General features: G+C 51.0%; 16 protein-coding genes. 11 read left to right on the top strand and 5 right to left on the bottom strand.

Annotated features, from left to right (window positions below; all coding sequences use genetic code 11):
- Positions 1-504: 504 nt before the first annotated feature.
- A complete protein-coding gene (gene mnmH / locus C0K55_RS10345) occupies positions 505-1,599 on the bottom strand; it encodes a tRNA 2-selenouridine(34) synthase MnmH (RefSeq protein ID WP_105266036.1) in 1,095 nt (364 codons plus the stop codon).
- Positions 1,600-1,667: 68 nt separating this feature from the next.
- A complete protein-coding gene (gene allS, locus C0K55_RS10340; RefSeq protein ID WP_000460115.1) occupies positions 1,668-2,594 on the bottom strand; it encodes an HTH-type transcriptional activator AllS in 927 nt (308 codons plus the stop codon).
- A 229-nt stretch (positions 2,595-2,823) separates the two neighbouring features.
- On the opposite strand from allS, the gene allA reads away from it, so the two are divergent.
- The 9 genes from allA (at position 2,824) to glxK (ending at position 13,434) form a co-directional block, all read left to right on the top strand.
- The gene (allA, locus tag C0K55_RS10335) at positions 2,824-3,306 is read left to right on the top strand and encodes an ureidoglycolate lyase (protein ID WP_000776381.1); all 483 of its coding nucleotides are present in this window, start codon (positions 2,824-2,826) and stop codon (positions 3,304-3,306) included.
- Between the two features lie 77 nt (positions 3,307-3,383).
- Positions 3,384-4,199 (top strand): HTH-type transcriptional repressor AllR, encoded by an 816-nt coding sequence (allR, locus tag C0K55_RS10330; protein WP_000141275.1) that lies wholly within the window; start codon positions 3,384-3,386, stop codon positions 4,197-4,199.
- 90 nt (positions 4,200-4,289) lie between these two features.
- Positions 4,290-6,071, top strand: a complete 1,782-nt coding sequence (gene gcl / locus C0K55_RS10325; protein ID WP_001515920.1) for a glyoxylate carboligase — start codon at positions 4,290-4,292, stop codon at positions 6,069-6,071.
- A gap of 12 nt (positions 6,072-6,083) precedes the next feature.
- Positions 6,084-6,860: a hydroxypyruvate isomerase gene (gene hyi, locus C0K55_RS10320; protein ID WP_105266037.1), complete on the top strand. Its 777-nt coding sequence runs from the start codon at positions 6,084-6,086 to the stop codon at positions 6,858-6,860.
- Positions 6,861-6,959: 99 nt separating this feature from the next.
- Positions 6,960-7,838 carry a 2-hydroxy-3-oxopropionate reductase gene (gene glxR, locus C0K55_RS10315; RefSeq protein ID WP_105266038.1) on the top strand — a complete coding sequence of 293 codons (879 nt, stop codon included), beginning with the start codon at positions 6,960-6,962 and terminating at the stop codon, positions 7,836-7,838.
- 196 nt (positions 7,839-8,034) lie between these two features.
- Positions 8,035-9,489, top strand: a complete 1,455-nt coding sequence (locus tag C0K55_RS10310; protein WP_105266039.1) for an allantoin transporter — start codon at positions 8,035-8,037, stop codon at positions 9,487-9,489.
- Between the two features lie 60 nt (positions 9,490-9,549).
- Positions 9,550-10,911, top strand: a complete 1,362-nt coding sequence (gene allB, locus C0K55_RS10305) for an allantoinase AllB (RefSeq protein ID WP_000006909.1) — start codon at positions 9,550-9,552, stop codon at positions 10,909-10,911.
- Between the two features lie 54 nt (positions 10,912-10,965).
- Entirely contained in the window at positions 10,966-12,267 is a 1,302-nt protein-coding gene (locus C0K55_RS10300) for a uracil/xanthine transporter (RefSeq protein WP_001515923.1), read from the top strand.
- Between the two features lie 21 nt (positions 12,268-12,288).
- A complete protein-coding gene (gene glxK / locus C0K55_RS10295) occupies positions 12,289-13,434 on the top strand; it encodes a glycerate 3-kinase (protein ID WP_001515924.1) in 1,146 nt (381 codons plus the stop codon).
- Positions 13,435-13,655: 221 nt separating this feature from the next.
- Here the strand turns inward: glxK and allE are convergent, their stop codons facing one another.
- The 3 genes from allE to allD are packed head-to-tail and all read right to left on the bottom strand — an operon-like array spanning position 13,656 to position 16,758.
- Positions 13,656-14,441 (bottom strand): (S)-ureidoglycine aminohydrolase, encoded by a 786-nt coding sequence (gene allE / locus C0K55_RS10290; protein WP_000540973.1) that lies wholly within the window; start codon positions 14,439-14,441, stop codon positions 13,656-13,658.
- A gap of 10 nt (positions 14,442-14,451) precedes the next feature.
- Positions 14,452-15,687, bottom strand: coding sequence for an allantoate deiminase (allC, locus tag C0K55_RS10285; protein ID WP_061090767.1), 1,236 nt, complete (start codon positions 15,685-15,687; stop codon positions 14,452-14,454).
- A 21-nt stretch (positions 15,688-15,708) separates the two neighbouring features.
- Complete coding sequence (gene allD / locus C0K55_RS10280; protein ID WP_001515927.1) at positions 15,709-16,758, bottom strand: ureidoglycolate dehydrogenase; 1,050 nt, start codon at positions 16,756-16,758, stop codon at positions 15,709-15,711.
- A gap of 316 nt (positions 16,759-17,074) precedes the next feature.
- Between allD and C0K55_RS10275 the strand changes: the two genes are divergently transcribed.
- Both C0K55_RS10275 and C0K55_RS10270 read left to right on the top strand, forming a co-directional pair.
- Positions 17,075-18,742 (top strand): acyl-CoA synthetase FdrA, encoded by a 1,668-nt coding sequence (locus C0K55_RS10275; RefSeq protein ID WP_105266040.1) that lies wholly within the window; start codon positions 17,075-17,077, stop codon positions 18,740-18,742.
- Positions 18,743-18,754: 12 nt separating this feature from the next.
- Entirely contained in the window at positions 18,755-20,014 is a 1,260-nt protein-coding gene (locus C0K55_RS10270) for a DUF1116 domain-containing protein (protein WP_000495419.1), read from the top strand.
- Positions 20,015-20,018 lie beyond the last annotated feature (4 nt).

Here is a 20,018-nt window from a genome sequence, read left to right as displayed (position 1 = left end):
TTGCGCGTCTTATCAGGCCTACGGTCTACGGGCGAAATGTAGGCCGGGTGAGGCACTTGTGCTGCATCCGGTAGCCGTGCACTGATGCCTGATGCAACACTTTGCGCGTCTTATCAGGCCTACGGTCTACGGGCGAAATGTAGGCCGGGTGAGGCACTTGTGCTGCATCCGGTAGCCGTGCACTGATGCCTGATGCGACGCTTTGCGCGTCTTATCAGGCCTACGGTCTACGGGCGAAATGTAGGCTGGGTGAGGCGCTTGTGCTGCATCCGGTAGCTGTGCACTGATGCCCGATGCGACGCTTTGCGCGTCTTATCAGGCCTACGGTCTACGGGCGAAATGTAGGCCGGGTGAGGCACTTGTGCTGCATCCGGTAGCTGTGCACTGATGCTCGATGCGACGCTTTGCGCGTCTTATCAGGCCTACGGTCTACGGGCAAAATGTAGGCCGGATAAGGCGTTTACGCCGCATCCGGCATGAACAACGCGCACAGAATGCCGCCCATCACTGCGCCTTCACCCACTCCATCACTTCCGCCCACTCACCGCGAAAGACAACTTTTTCCGCTTTTTTCTCAAGCTGATAGCGATACATCGGGTCGTAATACTCTTCAAGCAGCGGCACCAGCCAGGCCATATGACCGTCGGTGCTGCCGGTTGCGAGTTGCGTTGTCAGCGCCGCACCCAGCCGTGCCGCCAGTTCGTTATAGCGCTGTAATCCCAGCCGACGTTTAATTGCTGAAAGCCCATGATGCAGGTACTCGCAATACTCTTGCCAGCCCTGTTCTTCACCATATGCATGGGTAAAATCATGATGCATACGCAGGAAATACTCTTCGTTCAGGCGTTCAAGACGGATCTCAAACGGGTCTTCCACCACCGCAATCGCCGCCTGGGTCATTCGCTCGCGCAGACATTCCGGAAGGTGATTTGAACCAATCATCCGGCTTTCATCTTCCAGCACCCACAGGCGCAGCTCCTGACGGGCGTCGGTTTTTAGCATTTCGGCGGCCAGCAGGTTTTCAAAACTCGCCTGGCTAAGTTGTGGTTGTAACGTGCGACCAAAAGCAGAACCACGATGGCGCGCCAGCCCTTCCAGATCAACACCGTTCGGTTGCTGTTGCACTAACAGCGTTTTGCCGCTGCCGGTACAACCGCCAATCAGCACTATCGGTTTTTTTGACAGTTCAATGGTCGCCTGAATCGCGGTCTGGCGCAGTGCCTTATAACCGCCTTCCACCAGCGGATAATCAATCCCTGCGTCATGCAGCCAGCGTTGCACAATATGTGAACGTTGACCGCCGCGGGCGCAGCAGAGAATACCTTGTGGATTTTGCAGGCACGCTGCCCGCCAGGCGTCCATGCGATGCTGACGAATTTCACCCGCCACCAGTTTATGCCCCAACGCCAGCGCCGCCTCTGATCCTTGCTGTTTATAGCAGGTGCCAACGGCGGCGCGTTCATCGTTATTCATTAACGGCAGGTTGATAGCGGCGGGCATTGCGCCTTGCTCAAACTCGATGGGGGCACGAACATCAATAATGGGCGTATCAGCAATCAGCAGGGCACGATAGTCCTGTTCCGTGTATCTCTCTTGCATAGTAAAAAGTGAACCTCAAATCAGCTTGCGCGCTATTTTACGCGCCAACGCGCAAGGAAACTTGATTTTTAACTACGTGGGTTGCCGAAAATTTCTAAAAAACCGCTGATTTCCGGCCTGCGCTGGGTAAACAAGGTCACAATATCTTCCACCGCTTTGCCGCTGCCAAACTTGCGCCATGCCAGACTTAATGGCGAAGGAGGGCGCATCGTCGGGATGACCCGGCTGACCAGTTGTTGATTATCAATCATCGACTGGCAAAGTGATTTTGGCAAAAAACCAATGCCAACGCCCGCCAGATGGGCGGCGATTTTCGTTTCCATATCAGGAACAATAATTTCCTTTTGTCCCGGCAAACGCCAGGCGACGCGTTTGGTTAAGGTTCGGGCGCTGTCTTCAATATTGACCGCCGGAAAGCGCCGTAACTGCGCTTCTGTTAGCGGCTCTTCAACGTTCGCCAGCGGATGATCCGCCGCGATAACAAAGCGCCATTGCACCGAACCTAAAGGATCAAGGCTAAAAGTATTTGCCAGTGCTTCGGTCCCCGTGACGCCGATAGCCAGGGAAAAGCCTTCGTACAATAGCGAATCCCAGACACCCATATAGATTTGTCGGGAGATGTGAAACTGGGTAAAGGGATAACGTTCATTCAGCCACGCCAGCAGTTGGGCGACGGCCTGGGGATTGTAGAGCAGGTTGTTGATGACGATATTCACCTGGCGTTCCACGCCATCATTCACCTGTTGCAGCTCGCTGGGCATACTTTCCAGCCAGCTCAGCCAGTCTCTGGCCTGACAAAGCAGATGCTCGCCTGCCGCTGTCAACGTCACGCTGCGAGTCGTGCGGAAAAACAACGCCACCCCGGTATTCTCTTCCAGAAGTTTAATGCGATAACTGATAGTCGCCGTGGTTTTACATAATCGTTCAGCCGCTTTTGAAAAACTTCCTGTTTCAGCAACAGCAATAAAAGTTCGCAAGGTTTCTGGATCAAACATCTTCAGGTATCCCATTTTAAATCAGCAAGTTGCATGATTTTCTTGTCCTTTGATTTACCTGTATTTTTACATGATAACCCTGCGTGATTTGTGGACTAAATCTGGTTTTGGAAAAATATTCCAACTTTTGTATTGATGTTGTTCTCTTAAGGTTTTAGATTGCCTGTTATTGAAACCTGGCTGACCGGTCGGCGGTGGTTGAACGGAATTATGTTACAAGGACAAAAAGATGAAACTTCAGGTATTACCGTTAAGTCAGGAAGCCTTCAGTGCTTATGGCGACGTTATCGAAACGCAGCAACGGGATTTTTTCCATATAAACAATGGACTGGTGGAGCGTTATCACGATTTGGCGCTCGTTGAGATTCTTGAGCAAGACCGGACGCTTATCAGCATTAACCGCGCGCAACCGGCGAATCTGCCGCTGACCATCCACGAACTCGAACGCCATCCGTTGGGCACCCAGGCATTTATTCCGTTGAAAGGGGAAGCGTTTGTGGTGGTCGTGGCGTCAGGTGATGAAACCCCAGATCTGTCAACGCTGCGGGCGTTTATCACCAACGGTGAGCAGGGGGTGAATTACCATCGTAATGTCTGGCACCATCCGCTTTTCGCCTGGCAGCAGGTTACCGATTTTCTGACCATCGATCGCGGCGGCAGTGACAACTGTGATGTCGAAAGTATTCCTGAACAGGAACTCTGTTTTGCGTGACGCCTGGAACCGACTTGCATAAGATAAACTAATTGTTCATTGTTTATGCTCACTTGTAGGTCGGAGTTAACGTAGGTATGACGGAAGTTAGACGGCGCGGCAGGCCAGGACAGGCAGAGCCTGTGGCACAGAAGGGCGCACAGGCGTTAGAACGGGGAATTGCGATCCTGCAATATCTGGAAAAAAGTGGGGGAAGTTCATCGGTTAGCGATATTTCTCTCAATCTGGATTTGCCGCTCTCAACGACCTTTCGCTTGCTGAAGGTTTTACAGGCAGCGGATTTTGTCTATCAGGACAGTCAGTTAGGCTGGTGGCATATAGGATTAGGTGTCTTTAACGTCGGCGCGGCGTATATCCATAACCGCGATGTCCTCTCCGTTGCCGGGCCGTTTATGCGCCGCCTGATGTTGCTTTCCGGCGAGACGGTCAATGTCGCAATTCGTAACGGCAATGAAGCGGTTTTAATTGGTCAGTTAGAGTGTAAATCGATGGTCAGGATGTGCGCGCCGCTGGGCAGTCGTCTGCCGTTACATGCTTCCGGTGCAGGCAAGGCGCTGCTTTATCCGCTGGCGGAAGAGGAGCTGATGAGCATCATCCTGCAAACCGGTTTGCAGCAGTTTACGCCAACGACGCTTGTGGATATGCCCACCTTGCTGAAGGACCTGGAACAAGCGCGTGAACTGGGCTATACCGTAGATAAAGAAGAGCATGTTGTAGGCCTGAATTGCATAGCTTCAGCAATTTACGACGATGTAGGTAGTGTTGTTGCCGCTATCTCTATCTCCGGGCCTTCATCACGACTGACAGAAGATCGTTTTGTCAGCCAGGGTGAGCTGGTCAGAGACACCGCCCGCGATATTAGTACGGCGTTGGGACTGAAAGCACATCCATAGTGTCTGTCGCATCCCGCTCTGCGGAGCGGGTTTTTTTGACAAAAAAATGAAAGTTGGAAAATTTTTCCAATTAATAGAGGTAGGAATAAAATGGCAAAAATGAGAGCCGTTGACGCGGCAATGTATGTGCTGGAGAAAGAAGGTATCACCACCGCCTTCGGCGTTCCGGGAGCAGCAATCAACCCTTTCTATTCAGCGATGCGTAAGCACGGCGGTATTCGTCACATCCTGGCGCGTCACGTAGAAGGTGCGTCGCACATGGCGGAAGGCTATACCCGCGCAACGGCAGGGAATATCGGCGTTTGTTTGGGGACTTCCGGGCCTGCGGGCACGGACATGATCACCGCGCTCTATTCTGCTTCTGCTGATTCCATTCCTATTTTGTGTATTACCGGTCAGGCTCCGCGCGCTCGTCTGCATAAAGAAGATTTCCAGGCGGTGGATATCGAAGCTATCGCCAAACCGGTCAGTAAAATGGCGGTTACTGTACGTGAAGCGGCGCTGGTGCCTCGTGTGCTGCAACAGGCATTTCACCTGATGCGTTCTGGTCGTCCGGGGCCGGTACTGGTGGATTTACCGTTCGACGTTCAGGTTGCGGAAATCGAGTTTGATCCTGACATGTACGAACCGCTGCCGGCCTACAAACCTGCTGCCAGCCGTATGCAGATCGAAAAAGCGGTAGAAATGTTAATTCAGGCCGAACGTCCGGTGATTGTTGCCGGGGGCGGGGTAATCAACGCCGATGCCGCGGCGCTGTTACAACAGTTTGCTGAACTGACCAGTGTTCCGGTGATCCCAACGCTGATGGGCTGGGGCTGTATTCCGGACGATCACGAACTGATGGCCGGGATGGTGGGGCTGCAAACCGCGCATCGCTACGGTAACGCAACGTTGCTGGCGTCCGACATGGTGTTTGGTATTGGTAACCGTTTTGCCAACCGTCATACCGGTTCGGTAGAGAAATACACCGAAGGGCGCAAAATCGTCCACATCGATATTGAGCCGACACAAATTGGCCGCGTGCTGTGTCCGGATCTGGGTATTGTCTCTGACGCTAAAGCGGCGCTGATGCTGCTGGTTGAAGTGGCGCAGGAGATGCAAAAAGCCGGGCGTCTGCCTTGTCGTAAAGAGTGGGTTGCAGAGTGCCAGCAGCGCAAACGCACTCTGCTGCGCAAAACCCACTTCGACAACGTGCCGGTGAAACCGCAGCGCGTGTATGAAGAGATGAACAAAGCCTTTGGACGCGATGTTTGCTATGTCACCACTATTGGTCTGTCGCAAATTGCCGCTGCACAAATGCTGCATGTCTTTAAAGACCGTCACTGGATCAACTGTGGTCAGGCAGGCCCGCTGGGCTGGACCATTCCGGCGGCGCTGGGCGTGTGTGCGGCTGATCCAGAGCGTAATGTGGTGGCGATTTCCGGTGACTTCGACTTCCAGTTCCTGATTGAAGAGTTAGCCGTTGGCGCACAGTTCAACATTCCGTACATCCATGTGCTGGTCAATAACGCCTATCTCGGCCTGATTCGCCAGTCGCAGCGTGCATTTGATATGGATTACTGCGTACAACTCGCGTTCGAAAATATTAACTCCAGTGATGTGAACGGTTACGGCGTTGACCACGTAAAAGTGGCGGAAGGTTTGGGTTGTAAAGCCATTCGCGTCTTCAAACCGGAAGATATTGCTCCGGCCTTTGAACAGGCGAAAGCCTTAATGAATCAGTACCGTGTTCCGGTGGTAGTGGAAATTATGCTGGAGCGTGTGACTAATATTTCGATGGGCAGTGAACTGGATAACGTCATGGAATTTGAAGATATTGCGGATAACGCAGTGGACGCACCGACGGAAACCTGTTTCATGCACTATGAATAAGGGAGATAAATAATGTTACGTTTCTCTGCTAATTTATCGATGTTATTTGGCGAATATGATTTTCTCAGCCGTTTTGAGAAAGCCGCTCAGTGTGGTTTTCGCGGTGTTGAATTTATGTTTCCTTATGACTACGACATTGAAGAATTAAAACAGGTACTGGTGAGTAATAAACTTGAACATACGCTGCATAATTTACCGGCGGGTGACTGGGCGGCAGGCGAGCGGGGTATTGCCTGTATTCCAGGGCGTGAAGAAGAGTTTCGTGATGGCGTAGCAGCAGCGATTCGTTATGCCCGTGCGCTGGGTAATAAAAAAGTTAACTGTCTGGTCGGGAAAACACCAGCAGGCTTCAGCAGTGAACAGATTCACGCAACGCTTGTGGAAAATCTGCGTTATGCCGCGAATATGCTGATGAAAGAAGATATTTTATTATTGATTGAGCCAATCAACCATTTCGATATTCCTGGTTTTCATCTCACCGGAACTCAGCAGGCACTGAAACTGATTGAAGATGTTGGCTGCTGCAATGTAAAAATCCAGTATGACATTTATCATATGCAACGGATGGAAGGTGAATTAACCAATACCATAACCCAATGGGCCGATAAAATTGGTCATCTGCAAATCGCTGATAATCCACATCGCGGCGAACCAGGAACCGGAGAAATTAATTACGATTATCTCTTTACGGTAATTGAAAATTCTGACTACAACGGTTGGGTTGGGTGTGAATATAAACCCCAAACCACTACGGAAGCCGGTTTACGCTGGATGGAACCGTACCGTTAAAACGTAACGCTGTTCAGACAATGCTTTTTTAGGCCGCAACATCGGCAGGGGATCGTGTTGTCTGAATTCAGGAATGGCGACATTTAAAAGAGGTTAATTATGAAACTGGGATTTATTGGCTTAGGCATTATGGGCACCCCGATGGCCATTAATCTGGCGCGTGCCGGTCATCAATTACATGTCACAACCATTGGACCGGTTGCTGATGAATTACTGTCACTCGGTGCCGTTAATGTCGAAACCGCGCGCCAGGTAACGGACGCTGCCGACATCATTTTTATTATGGTGCCGGATACGCCGCACGTTGAAGAGGTTCTGTTTGGTGACAATGGCTGTACTAAAGCTGCGCTGAAGGGCAAAACCATTGTTGATATGAGTTCTATTTCACCGATTGAAACTAAACGTTTTGCTCGTCAGGTAAATGAACTGGGTGGTAATTATCTCGATGCGCCCGTTTCCGGCGGAGAAATTGGCGCGCGTGAAGGGACGTTGTCAATTATGGTTGGCGGTGACGAAGCGGTATTTGAACGCGTGAAACCGCTGTTTGAACTGCTCGGTAAAAATATCACCCTCGTGGGCGGTAACGGCGACGGTCAAACCTGCAAAGTGGCGAACCAGATTATCGTGGCGCTCAATATTGAAGCGGTTTCTGAAGCCCTGTTGTTTGCTTCGAAAGCCGGTGCTGATCCTGTGCGTGTGCGTCAGGCGTTGATGGGTGGCTTTGCCTCCTCGCGCATTCTGGAAGTTCACGGAGAGCGTATGATTAAACGCACCTTTAATCCGGGCTTCAAAATCGCTCTGCACCAGAAAGATCTCAACCTGGCGCTACAAAGTGCGAAAGCGCTGGCGCTGAATCTGCCAAACACCGCGACCTGCCAGGAATTATTTAATACCTGTGCAGCAAACGGCGGCAGCCAGTTGGATCACTCTGCGTTAGTGCAGGCGCTGGAATTAATGGCGAATCATAAACTGGCCTGATAAATGAGCATCATGGCTGATGAAGCTACGATGCCCGCAATAAATAATGGCCGATATCAAATAATTGATTCGGCCTGCAGTAAAAAAGAAAGCAGCCAACGATGTTGCTTCAGTATTAAATCTATTTTTTATTTTATTAGTTCCTCATAGCTAGATTAAAACAGCGTTATTCAATACGTGAAATTAAGAGGGATTTATGGAACATCAGAGAAAACTATTCCAGCAACGTGGCTATAGCGAAGATCTATTACCGAAAACGCAAAACCAGCGGACCTGGAAAACATTTAACTATTTTACCTTATGGATGGGGTCGGTACATAACGTTCCCAACTACGTAATGGTAGGTGGCTTTTTTATTCTCGGCTTGTCTACCTTTAGTATTATGCTGGCAATTATCCTTAGTGCCTTTTTTATTGCAGCGGTAATGGTATTAAACGGTGCGGCGGGCAGTAAATACGGCGTACCATTTGCCATGATCCTGCGTGCTTCTTACGGTGTACGTGGCGCACTGTTTCCCGGATTATTAAGAGGTGGTATTGCCGCTATCATGTGGTTTGGCCTGCAATGCTACGCGGGGTCACTGGCCTGCTTGATCCTGATTGGCAAAATCTGGCCGGGGTTTTTAACTCTCGGTGGTGATTTCACTCTGTTAGGACTTTCTCTACCCGGCCTGATTACCTTCTTGTTTTTTTGGCTGGTTAACGTTGGAATTGGCTTCGGTGGCGGCAAAGTTTTAAATAAATTCACCGCCATTCTTAACCCGTGCATCTATATCGTTTTCGGTGGCATGGCGATTTGGGCGATTTCGTTGGTTGGGATCGGTCCAATCCTCGACTACATCCCCAGTGGTGTACAGAAAGCAGAAAACAGTGGTTTCCTGTTCCTGGTGGTGATAAACGCGGTGGTTGCGGTCTGGGCAGCACCGGCGGTAAGCGCATCCGACTTTACGCAAAACGCCCACTCGTTTCGTGAGCAGGCGCTGGGGCAAACGCTGGGTCTGGTCGTGGCCTATATTCTGTTTGCGGTTGCTGGGGTAAGTATTATTGCCGGAGCCAGTATTCATTACGGCGCTGATACCTGGAACGTGCTGGATATTGTTCAACGTTGGGACAGCCTGTTCGCCTCATTCTTTGCGGTACTGGTTATTCTGATGACGACCATTTCGACTAACGCCACCGGTAATATTATTCCGGCCGGTTATCAGATTGCTGCTATTGCACCGACGAAACTGACCTATAAAAACGGCGTACTGATTGCCAGTATTATCAGCCTGCTGATCTGCCCGTGGAAATTAATGGAAAATCAGGACAGTATTTATCTGTTCCTCGATATTATCGGCGGAATGCTGGGGTCGGTAATTGGTGTGATGATGGCTCACTATTTCGTGGTCATGCGTGGGCAAATTAATCTTGATGAATTATATACCGCATCCGGTGATTTTAAATACTACGATAACGGCTTTAACCTTACCGCGTTCTCAGTAACTTTGGTGGCGGTTATTTTATCTCTCGGCGGTAAATTTATTCCGGTCATGGAACCATTATCTCGAATTTCATGGTTTGTCGGCGTTATCGTCGCCTTTGCGGCTTACGCTTTATTAAAAAAACGCACAGCAATAGAAAAAACAGGAGAACAAAAAGTCACAGGTTAATTAATCCCGATATTGAACATTGAGTTAAAAAACCAATCTGTATTTTACAAGGAGTTTGTTATGTCTTTTGATTTAATTATTAAAAACGGCACTGTCATTTTAGAAAATGAAGCTCGCGTTGTAGATATCGCCGTTAAAGGCGGAAAAATTGCCGCTATCGGTCAGGAGCTGGGCGATGCAAAAGAAATTATGGATGCGTCTGGTCTGGTGGTCTCTCCGGGCATGGTTGATGCGCACACCCATATTTCTGAGCCAGGTCGCAGCCACTGGGAAGGTTATGAAACCGGCACTCGCGCAGCGGCAAAAGGCGGTATTACCACCATGATCGAAATGCCGCTCAACCAGTTGCCAGCTACCGTTGACCGCGCTTCTATTGAACTGAAGTTTGATGCCGCTAAAGGCAAGCTGACTATCGATGCGGCACAACTCGGTGGCCTGGTGTCTTACAATATCGACCGTCTGCATGAGCTGGATGAAGTGGGCGTTGTCGGCTTCAAATGCTTCGTCGCAACCTGTGGCGATCGCGGTATCGACAATGACTTCCGTGACGTCAATGACTGGCAGTTCTTCAAAGGCGCGCAGAAGCTGGGCGAGCTGGGTCAGCCGGTGCTGGTGCACTGCGAAAACGCGCTGATCTGTGACGAACTGGGCGAAGAAGCGAAGCGTGAAGGCCGCGTAACCGCGCATGACTATGTCGCTTCGCGCCCGGTATTTACGGAAGTGGAAGCGATTCGCCGCGTACTGTATCTGGCAAAAGTTGCCGGTTGCCGTCTGCACGTTTGCCACATCAGCAGCCCGGAAGGTGTTGAAGAAGTGACTCGTGCGCGTCAGGAAGGTCAGGACGTTACCTGTGAATCCTGCCCGCATTACTTTGTGCTGGATACCGATCAGTTTGAAGAAATAGGCACTCTGGCGAAGTGTTCACCGCCGATCCGCGATTTGGAAAACCAGAACGGCATGTGGGAAAAACTGTTCAACGGTGAAATCGACTGCCTGGTTTCTGACCACTCTCCATGCCCTCCTGAAATGAAAGCCGGTAACATCATGAAAGCATGGGGCGGTATCGCTGGTCTGCAAAGCTGCATGGACGTGATGTTCGATGAAGCGGTACAGAAACGTGGTATGTCTCTGGCCATGTTCGGCAAATTAATGGCCACCAATGCGGCGGATATTTTCGGTTTGCAGCAAAAAGGTCGTATCGCCCCAGGAAAAGATGCCGACTTCGTCTTCATTCAGCCGAATAGCAGCTATGTTCTTACCAATGACGATTTGGAATATCGCCACAAAGTCAGCCCGTATGTTGGCCGTACCATTGGCGCGCGTATCACGAAAACCATCTTACGTGGTGATGTGATTTACGACATCGAACAGGGCTTCCCTGTTGCGCCTAAAGGTCAATTTATCCTTAAACATCAGCAGTAATCTGGCCCCTGCAATGCCCGCCGCGTGCGGGCATTCTCCGGTTAAGGTGTGTTTATGTTCAATTTTGTAGTCAGCCGCGAAAGCCTGTTATCAGGGTTTCAGTGGTTTTTCTTTATTTTTTGCAACACCGTTGTGGTTCCTCCTACGTTGCTTTCGGCTTTTCAGTTGCCGCAAAGTAGCCTGCTTACGCTCACCCAATATGCTTTTCTCTCTACCGCGCTGGCCTGCTTTGCTCAGGCATTCTGCGGTCATCGTCGCGCAATTATGGAAGGGCCGGGGGGCCTGTGGTGGGGAACCATCCTCACCATCACCCTCGGAGAAGCGTCGCGCGGTACACCGATCAACGATATCGCCACCAGTCTGGCGGTGGGAATTGCGCTCTCCGGCGTACTGACAATAATGATTGGTGTTAGTGGCTTAGGTCATCGCCTGGCGCGGTTATTTACCCCGACGGTGATGGTGCTGTTTATGCTGATGCTTGGCGCACAACTGACCAGCATCTTTTTTAAAGGTATGCTCGGGCTGCCGTTTGGCATAGCCGATCCTGATTTTAAAATTCAGTTACCGCCGTTCGCGCTCTCGGTGGCGGTAATGTGTCTGGTGCTGGCGATGATTATCTTTCTGCCGCAACGTTTTGCCCGTTACGGCTTGCTGGTCGGCACGATAACCGGGTGGTTGTTATGGCATTTTTGCTTTTCGTCCTCGCATTCGCTTTCCGGTGAGTTGCACTGGCAGTGGTTCCCGCTCGGTAGTGGTGGCACGTTGTCACCGGGAATTATTCTGACGGCGGTGATTACCGGTCTGGTTAATATCAGTAATACCTACGGTGCGATTCGCGGTACAGATGTTTTTTATCCGCAACAGGGCGCGGGGAATGCGCGTTATCGTCGCAGCTTTGTGGTGACCGGATTTATGACCCTGATAACCGTACCGTTGTCGGTAATTCCATTCTCGCCGTTTGTTTCATCAATTGGTTTATTAACCCAGACCGGCGATTACTCGCGACGCTCGTTTATTTATGGCAGCGTTATTTGTCTGCTGGTGGCGCTGATTCCTGCACTTACACGACTGTTCTGTAGTATTCCATTACCGGTGAGTAGCGCGGTTATGCTGGTTTCTTATCTACCGCTGCTCTTTTCTGCTCTGGTATTTAGCCAGCAAATAACTTTTACCGCTCGCAATATTTATCGCCTCGCATTGCCGTTATTTGTCGGCATATTTTTAATGGCATTACCGCCTGTGTATCTGCAAGATCTTCCATTAACGCTTCGTCCTCTACTCAGTAACGGCCTACTGGTCGGAATTTTACTGGCTGTTCTTATGGATAATCTAATTCCGTGGGAACGCATCGAATAATTTGTTGAAAAAGGATTAATAATGAAAATTGTCATTGCGCCAGACTCTTTTAAAGAGAGCTTAAGTGCAGAAAAATGTTGTCAGGCAATTAAAGCTGGATTTTCGACCCTCTTTCCCGATGCGCACTATATCTGTTTGCCGATAGCGGATGGTGGAGAGGGGACGGTTGATGCGATGGTTGCTGCGACGGGCGGCAAAATCGTGACGCATGAAGTCTGTGGACCGATGGGCGAAAAAGTGAATGCTTTTTATGGCATTACTGGGGATGGGAAAACGGCGGTGATCGAGATGGCGGCGGCAAGTGGCCTGATGCTGGTCGCACCTGAAAAGCGTAATCCGCTACTGGCGTCAAGTTATGGCACCGGTGAGTTAATTCGCCATGCGCTTGATAACAGCATTCGTCATATTATTCTCGGCATTGGCGGCAGCGCGACGGTAGACGGCGGCATGGGCATGGCGCAGGCACTCGGTGTGCGTTTTCTCGATGCTGATGGTCTGGTGCTGGCGGCAAATGGCGGTAATTTAGCCCGTGTGGCAAGCATTGAGATAGAGGAGCGCGATCCGCGTCTGGTGAGCTGCCATATCGAAGTCGCGTGCGATGTCGATAACCCGCTGGTAGGGGCACGCGGTGCGGCTACGGTGTTTGGCCCACAAAAGGGGGCAACGCCGGAAATGGTCGAAGAGCTGGAACAGGGGCTGCAAAATTACGCCCGTGTTTTACAACAGCAAACTGAAATTAACGTCTGCCAGATGGCAGGTGGCGGCGCAGCGGGCGGAATGGGCATTGCGGCGGCAGTGTTTCTCAATGCGGATATCAAACCGGGTATTGATATTGTGTTAAATGCGGTCAATCTTGCGCAGGCGGTGCAAGGTGCGGCGCTGGTGATCACCGGTGAGGGGCGCATTGACTCACAAACGGCAGGCGGTAAAGCGCCGCTGGGTGTGGCGTCAGTGGCGAAGAAATTAAATGTCCCGGTGATTGGGATTGCTGGCGTATTGGGTGATGGCGTGGAAGTGGTGCATCAATATGGTATCGACGCTGTTTTCAGTATACTGCCGCGGCTGGCACCTTTAGCCGAAGTGCTTGCCAGTGGTGAAACCAATCTCTTTAACAGCGCGCGGAATATTGCCTGTGCCATTAAAATAGGTCAGGGAATTAAACTCTGATTCTTACCTTAATAAAGTGGATGCGGTTCATATCGCATCCGTTCAGATTACTGACAACGTGCGTGTTGTGTATGCCGGTTCCGTCCTGGAAATCGCGAAAATTATCATGTAGGCCTGATAAGTGAAGCGCATCAGGTAATGTTGCGAAAAAAAAGCCACGGTATAAACCGTGGCGAAATCCAACATAGCTAAAATAAAAATCTCAGCGAGAGTGGTATTAATTAAATCTCAACGTCGCGGTTGCAATCTTTCGAATAAATATAACTAAACGCTTCACCGCGCCCTACGCCATAACCGGCTTGCAAGGAATATGCGCCCATAAAGATGTAATCGCCTTTTTTTACTGGGATCCAGTTATTGTCGAGGTTATAAACCCCCTGACCGGAAAGAATATAGGCACCGTGTTCCTGAACGTGGGTTTCGATATAACCGTGGCTGGCACCTGGCGCAAAAGAGAGGATATGCATGTTCATATCAAAGCCTAACTCTTTTGGCAGGAAGTCCAGCAGGATCACATCGTCCATACCTTCATAGTGAATACGTTCCAGTTCATTTGCATTGCCAGAAACCAGCCACGGCGCATGGCCTTCTACCGGAATATAACGGCGCTTATATAAGAAGATTTGGCTGTCTTCGGTCTGGGAATTAACAAACGTCATTAAGGAACCTGGCGGGCAATACAGATACCCACCTTCGCTTAAGTCAAATTTTTTCCCTTCAGCTTCGGCAGTGATATTTCCAGAAATCACATACAGGAAAGTTTCTATCCCATCGCCGCCGAAACCCTGCTGATTACCGCCGTTTTGATGCAGCGTGACCAGATAATCGACAAACGTAGCGCCCAGCTTTGGTGTAGACAGGATCGTCGAGTCACAATTTTCAAAGCCCGGAATAATATTTTTCACCAGGCCGTCTGGGGTTAACAGTGCGAAATTACCGTGTTTCACAATCGCGCGGTTAGCCAGTAAATCATCGCGGTAACCCGTGACGTTATTTAAATATCCCATTTATGACTCCTTATTTCTGCCAGGCAAGTTGATAAAGCATGAGTGCCAACGTTTTGACCCCTTCGGCAAGGTCGTTAATATTGGTGCGTTCCGCCGGGTTATGGCTGATCCCGTTAATGCTGGGAATGAAAATCATGCAGGTCGGCACGCGAGGCGCGAAAATTTGCGCGTCGTGTCCGGCACCGCTGTGCATTACCCGATAGTTCAGGGCTTCCTTCTTGCACAGCTCCGTCAGGGTGGCGACCAGTTCTTTGTTCATTGGCACGGGTTCTTCATCCATCCATAAATCGATATCAATACCGATATCCATTTCATCGCAAATCGCCCGCATGTCGTTTTCTAACCGTTGGGTGAAATCACGCAACACGGCGGCGTCAGTATGGCGACAATCAATAGTGAAAGTGGTTTTCCCCGGCACCACATTCACCGTATTCGGGCGCGGCTCCACCTTGCCAAAGGTGAGCACCAGCGGATCGCCCATCTTTTTCGCTTTTTCAACCGCTTGATTGCAAATGCGACTGAACGCGTAGACCGTATCACGACGATAGCCCATCGGCGTGGTGCCTGCATGGTTTGATTCGCCGTTCAGCGTCACCGTGTAGCGACGTTGCCCGACAATTGCATTCACGATGCCAATTGATTGACCATTACTTTCCAGCACACAGCCTTGTTCAATATGCAGTTCGACAAAGGCTTTGATGTCCTCGCGTGGTGGTAGCGGCGTGTTCGGCAGGGCAAATCCGCAGGCGAGCATCGCATCAAGGAAGCTGTTGCCTTTGGCATCACAGATATTCCGCACATCGTCAGGATTCGCCAGACCGAAAATGTTTTTACTGCCCCAGAAGACATATGGGAAGCGGCTGCCTTCTTCTTCTGCCATCGCCACCACTTCGACTGTACGCAGCGGCGCGCCGTATTGCGTTTTCAGCCAGTCAATTGCCAGCCACGCCGCCAGTGCGCCGAATTGCCCGTCAAGGTTACCGCCGTTAACAACGGTATCGATATGCGAACCGCTCAGAACCACTTCCTGTGGGTATTCGGTGCCGCTCAGGCGGCCGTATAAATTCCCCACTTTGTCAAAATGTGTTTCCAGCCCGCTGACGGCCATTCTTTTTTTGAATTGTTGCTGGGTTTCCAGCCATTCCGGCGAATAAAGTAAACGGGTCATTCCACCCGTTGGGTCTGCGCCAAAAGAGGAAAGCCAGGGCAGCGTTTCTTCTATGGCCTGGCGAAAATGTGTGATCATAGGAAAGTCCTGTCTCAATTATTATTGTGCAAAGGGATTTTTCGTTTCATATGACGTGTTATAAAGCGCGTCGGAAATTAAATACTGGTAAATATCATCAACAATCTCGATACCTTCGACGGCGGCTTTGCGTTGTTTAATATCTTGATCCTGTCCGGGATAATAAACCTGGCTAAAACCGGGCGCGGGGGTAATGGCATTTAATTCGCACATGGTCTGGCTAAGATGTTGTCGGAATAATTCGCTGGAGGAGAAAAAGTCAGGATTAATTACCAGATGTAATTGCCCCAAATTACGTCCGGCGTGTAAATCGTCATACATTGAACTGACCTGACGCCCGAACGGTAAACCGAGTAACACGCCTGAAAGCAGATCAATCATCATCATCAGGCCATAACCTTTCGGTCCGGCAGCGGGCAGCAGGGCGTTAACCGAGAATGGATCGGCTGTTGGTGCTCCGTTTTTATCGACCGCCCAGGTCTCCGGAATAGACATATTGCGCGAGCGCGCGTCGAGTACTTTCCCCCATGCCTGTACGGTAGTCGCCATATCAAAGGTAAGGATCTCGTCACTTTCTCCCGGCGCGGCAAAGGCCAGCGGGTTAGTACCGTAGTAAATTTCCGCCCCACCAAATGGCACCACCATGGGATCGGACTGACACATCGAAATGCCAATTAATCCGGCGTGAGCTGCCTGCTGCACAAAATAAGAGATTGCACCGCTGTGCCCCATCCGACTAATGCCGACCACGGCAACGCCATTTTGTTGGGCGGTTTTGATGGCATGTTCCATAGCCATTTTTGCGGCAACCTGCCCGGCGGCGTTGTCGGCATGTAAAATTGCCGAGCACGGCCCTGTCTCCTCAAGACGGAATGCCGGTTCGCGGTTAGTGCCGCCTTTTGAAATGCGTTCTGCGTAGTATTCCACGCGTACCGCGCCATGAGAGTGGATCCCTCTGGCATCGGCGTAAACCAATACTTCAGCAACGGTTGCAGCGTGCTCACGTTTTAACCCAGCCAGGCAGAGTTTATTCTCAATTAGCTGGTGGAGTGTTTCCCGACTGATTTTCATCTGTCTTCCTTTTTAACGACGGTGTGAAGCATGACTGCAATTAACATACAGGGAAAATATCTGGATTATGTGATCCAGACAGGCAAAAAAATATAGTTAGAATTTATTTGATAATCCGCCTGTTTTTAATCTGATTTTTAAAATTACGTCGCTTGTTAAAAAATAACACGTAATGCTCTGGCGGTTATTTGATTTACTTTACTAATAATCTCTGTGTGATGTTTATCACCTTATTTACCATCGACCGACGATACCGTAATTGACACATTAATACTGCTCGTGCAATTGCCATGGGTGCAATTTTTAAGGAGTTGTTATGATCCACGCCTTTATTAAAAAAGGGTGTTTTCAGGATTCGGTCAGTTTAATGATTATTTCACGAAAACTCAGCGAATCAGAAAATGTTGATGATGTTTCCGTAATGATGGGTACGCCCGCTAATAAAGCGTTATTAGAGACTACAGGTTTCTGGCATGACGATTTTAATAACGCCACGCCGAACGATATTTGCGTGGCAATTCGTAGCGAAGCGGCGGATGCGGGGATCGCGCAGGCGATTATGCAGCAGCTTGAAGAGGCGTTAAAGCAACTGGCGCAGGGGACGGTCAGCAGCCAGGCGTTAACGCAGGTGCGCCGCTGGGATAGCGCCTGTCAGAAATTACCCGACGCTAATCTGGCGCTGATTTCAGTGGCGGGTGAGTACGCGGCGGAACTGGCTAATCAGGCGCTGGATCGCAACCTCAACGTGATGATGTTCTCCGATAACGTCACGCTGGAAGACGAAATCCAACTCAAAACTCATGCGCGGGAAAAAGGCTTGCTGGTGATGGGGCCGGATTGCGGTACGTCGATGATTGCCTCTACGCCGCTGGCTTTCGCTAATGTGATGCCGGAAGGCAATATTGGTGTCATTGGCGCTTCTGGTACAGAGATCCAGGAATTGTGCTCGCAGATTGCGCTGGCAGGGGAGGGGATCTCCCACGCAATTGGTCTGGGCGGGCGCGATCTCAGCCGTGAAGTGGGCGGCATCAGTGCGCTGACGGCGCTGGAAATGCTCAGTGCAGACGAGAAAAGCGAAGTGCTGGCGTTTGTCTCAAAACCGCCAGCCGAAGCCGTGCGCCTGAAAATTGTTAATGCCATGAAAGTAACCGGCAAACCGACGGTGGCGCTGTTTTTAGGTTATACCCCGACGGCGACTCGTGACGAGAATGTGTGGTTTGCCTCCTCGCTGGATGATGCCGCGCGTCTGGCTTGCCTGCTTTCACGCGTTACAGCGCGACGTAATGCGATAGCTCCGGCCAGCAGTGGATTTATTTGCGGCTTGTATACCGGCGGTACGCTGGCAGCCGAAGCGGCGGGATTACTCGCCGGACATCTGGGCGTGCCAGCCGACGATGCCCATCATCACGGCATGATGCTGGACGCTGATGGTCACCAGATCCTCGATCTGGGCGATGATTTCTACACCGTCGGGCGTCCCCATCCGATGATCGACCCGACGTTACGTAATCTGTTGATTGCCGATCTCGGTGCTAAACCACAAGTGCGTGTATTGCTACTCGATGTGGTGATTGGTTTTGGTGCGACTGCCGATCCTGCCGCATCGCTGGTAAGCGCATGGCAACAAGCCTGTGACGCCCGTCCAGATAGTCAACCTCTGTATGCCATTGCCACGGTGACGGGTACTGAACGTGACCCGCAATGCCGTTCGCAACAAATTGCCACACTGGAAGATGCGGGGATCGCGGTGGTCAGTTCACTGCCTGAAGCCACGTTGCTGGCGGCGGCGCTGATTCATCCGCTTTCGCCAGCCACGCATAAATACACTCCATCATTACTGAAAAACGTCGCTGTGATTAACGCCGGGTTACGCAGTTTTGCGCTGGATCTTCAAAGTGCCAGCAAACCGGTAGTGCATTACCAATGGGTGCCAGTCGCTGGCGGCAATAAAAAACTGGCTCGTTTATTAGAACGTTTGCAATAAGGGGGGGTTCCCATGTTTACATCAGTGGCGCAAGCCAATACTGCGGTTATCGAACAAATTCGTCGCGCTCGTCCACACTGGCTGGATGTGCAACCGGCTTCTTCACTCATTAGCGCGTTAAATCAGGGTAAAACACTGCTTCACGCCGGGCCACCGATGCGCTGGCAGGAGATGACCGGGCCAATGAAAGGAGCGTGCGTGGGCGCATGTCTGTTTGAAGGCTGGGCAAAAGATGAAGCGCAGGCTTTGGCGATGCTGGAGCAGGGGGAAGTGAACTTCATTCCTTGCCACCATGTGAATGCTGTCGGGCCAATGGGCGGTATTACCTCTGCCAGTATGCCGATGCTGGTGGTTGAGAATGTGACCGACGGTAACCGGGCGTATTGCAACCTCAACGAAGGTATCGGCAAAGTGATGCGTTTCGGTGCCTATGGCGAAGATGTTCTGACTCGCCATCGCTGGATGCGCGATGTGTTGATGCCAGTATTAAGCGCCGCGCTGGGGCGCATGGAGCATGGTATCGATCTCACCGCGATGATGGCGCAGGGCATTACGATGGGCGATGAGTTCCATCAACGCAACATTGCTTCCTCAGCACTGTTGATGCGTGCGCTGGCACCGCAAATCGCCCGTCTCGATCACGATAAACAGCAAATCGCGGAGGTGATGGACTTCCTTAGCGTGACCGATCAGTTCTTCCTCAATCTCGCGATGGCCTATTGCAAGGCGGCGATGGATGCAGGCGCGATGATCCGCGCGGGCAGCATCGTTACGGCAATGACCCGCAACGGCAATATGTTTGGGATTCGGGTAAGCGGTCTGGGCGATCGCTGGTTTACTGCGCCAGTTAACACTCCACAAGGTCTGTTTTTCTCCGGCTTCTCGCAGGAGCAGGCGAATCCGGATATGGGCGATAGCGCGATTACCGAAACCTTTGGTATCGGTGGAGCGGCAATGATCGCCGCCCCAGGCGTAACGCGTTTTGTCGGTGCGGGTGGCGTGGAGGCTGCAAGAACGGTATCTGAAGAGATGGCGGAAATCTTCCTTGAACGCAATATGCAGTTGCCGATCCCCGGCTGGGATTTCCAGGGCGCATGTCTGGGGCTGGATATTCGTCGCGTTGTGGAAACCGGCATTACGCCGCTCATCAATACTGGTATCGCCCATAAAGAAGCGGGGATCGGGCAGATAGGGGCAGGCACTGTACGGGCACCGCTGGCCTGCTTTGAACAGGCGCTGGAAGCCCTGGCTGAAAGTATGGGTATTGGTTGAGGAA

This window comes from Escherichia sp. MOD1-EC6098, from assembly GCF_002965865.1.
Lineage (GTDB): Bacteria > Pseudomonadota > Gammaproteobacteria > Enterobacterales > Enterobacteriaceae > Escherichia > Escherichia marmotae.
Note: the sequence above shows the minus strand (reverse complement) of the source record. Positions and strands in the feature narration are given on the sequence as shown.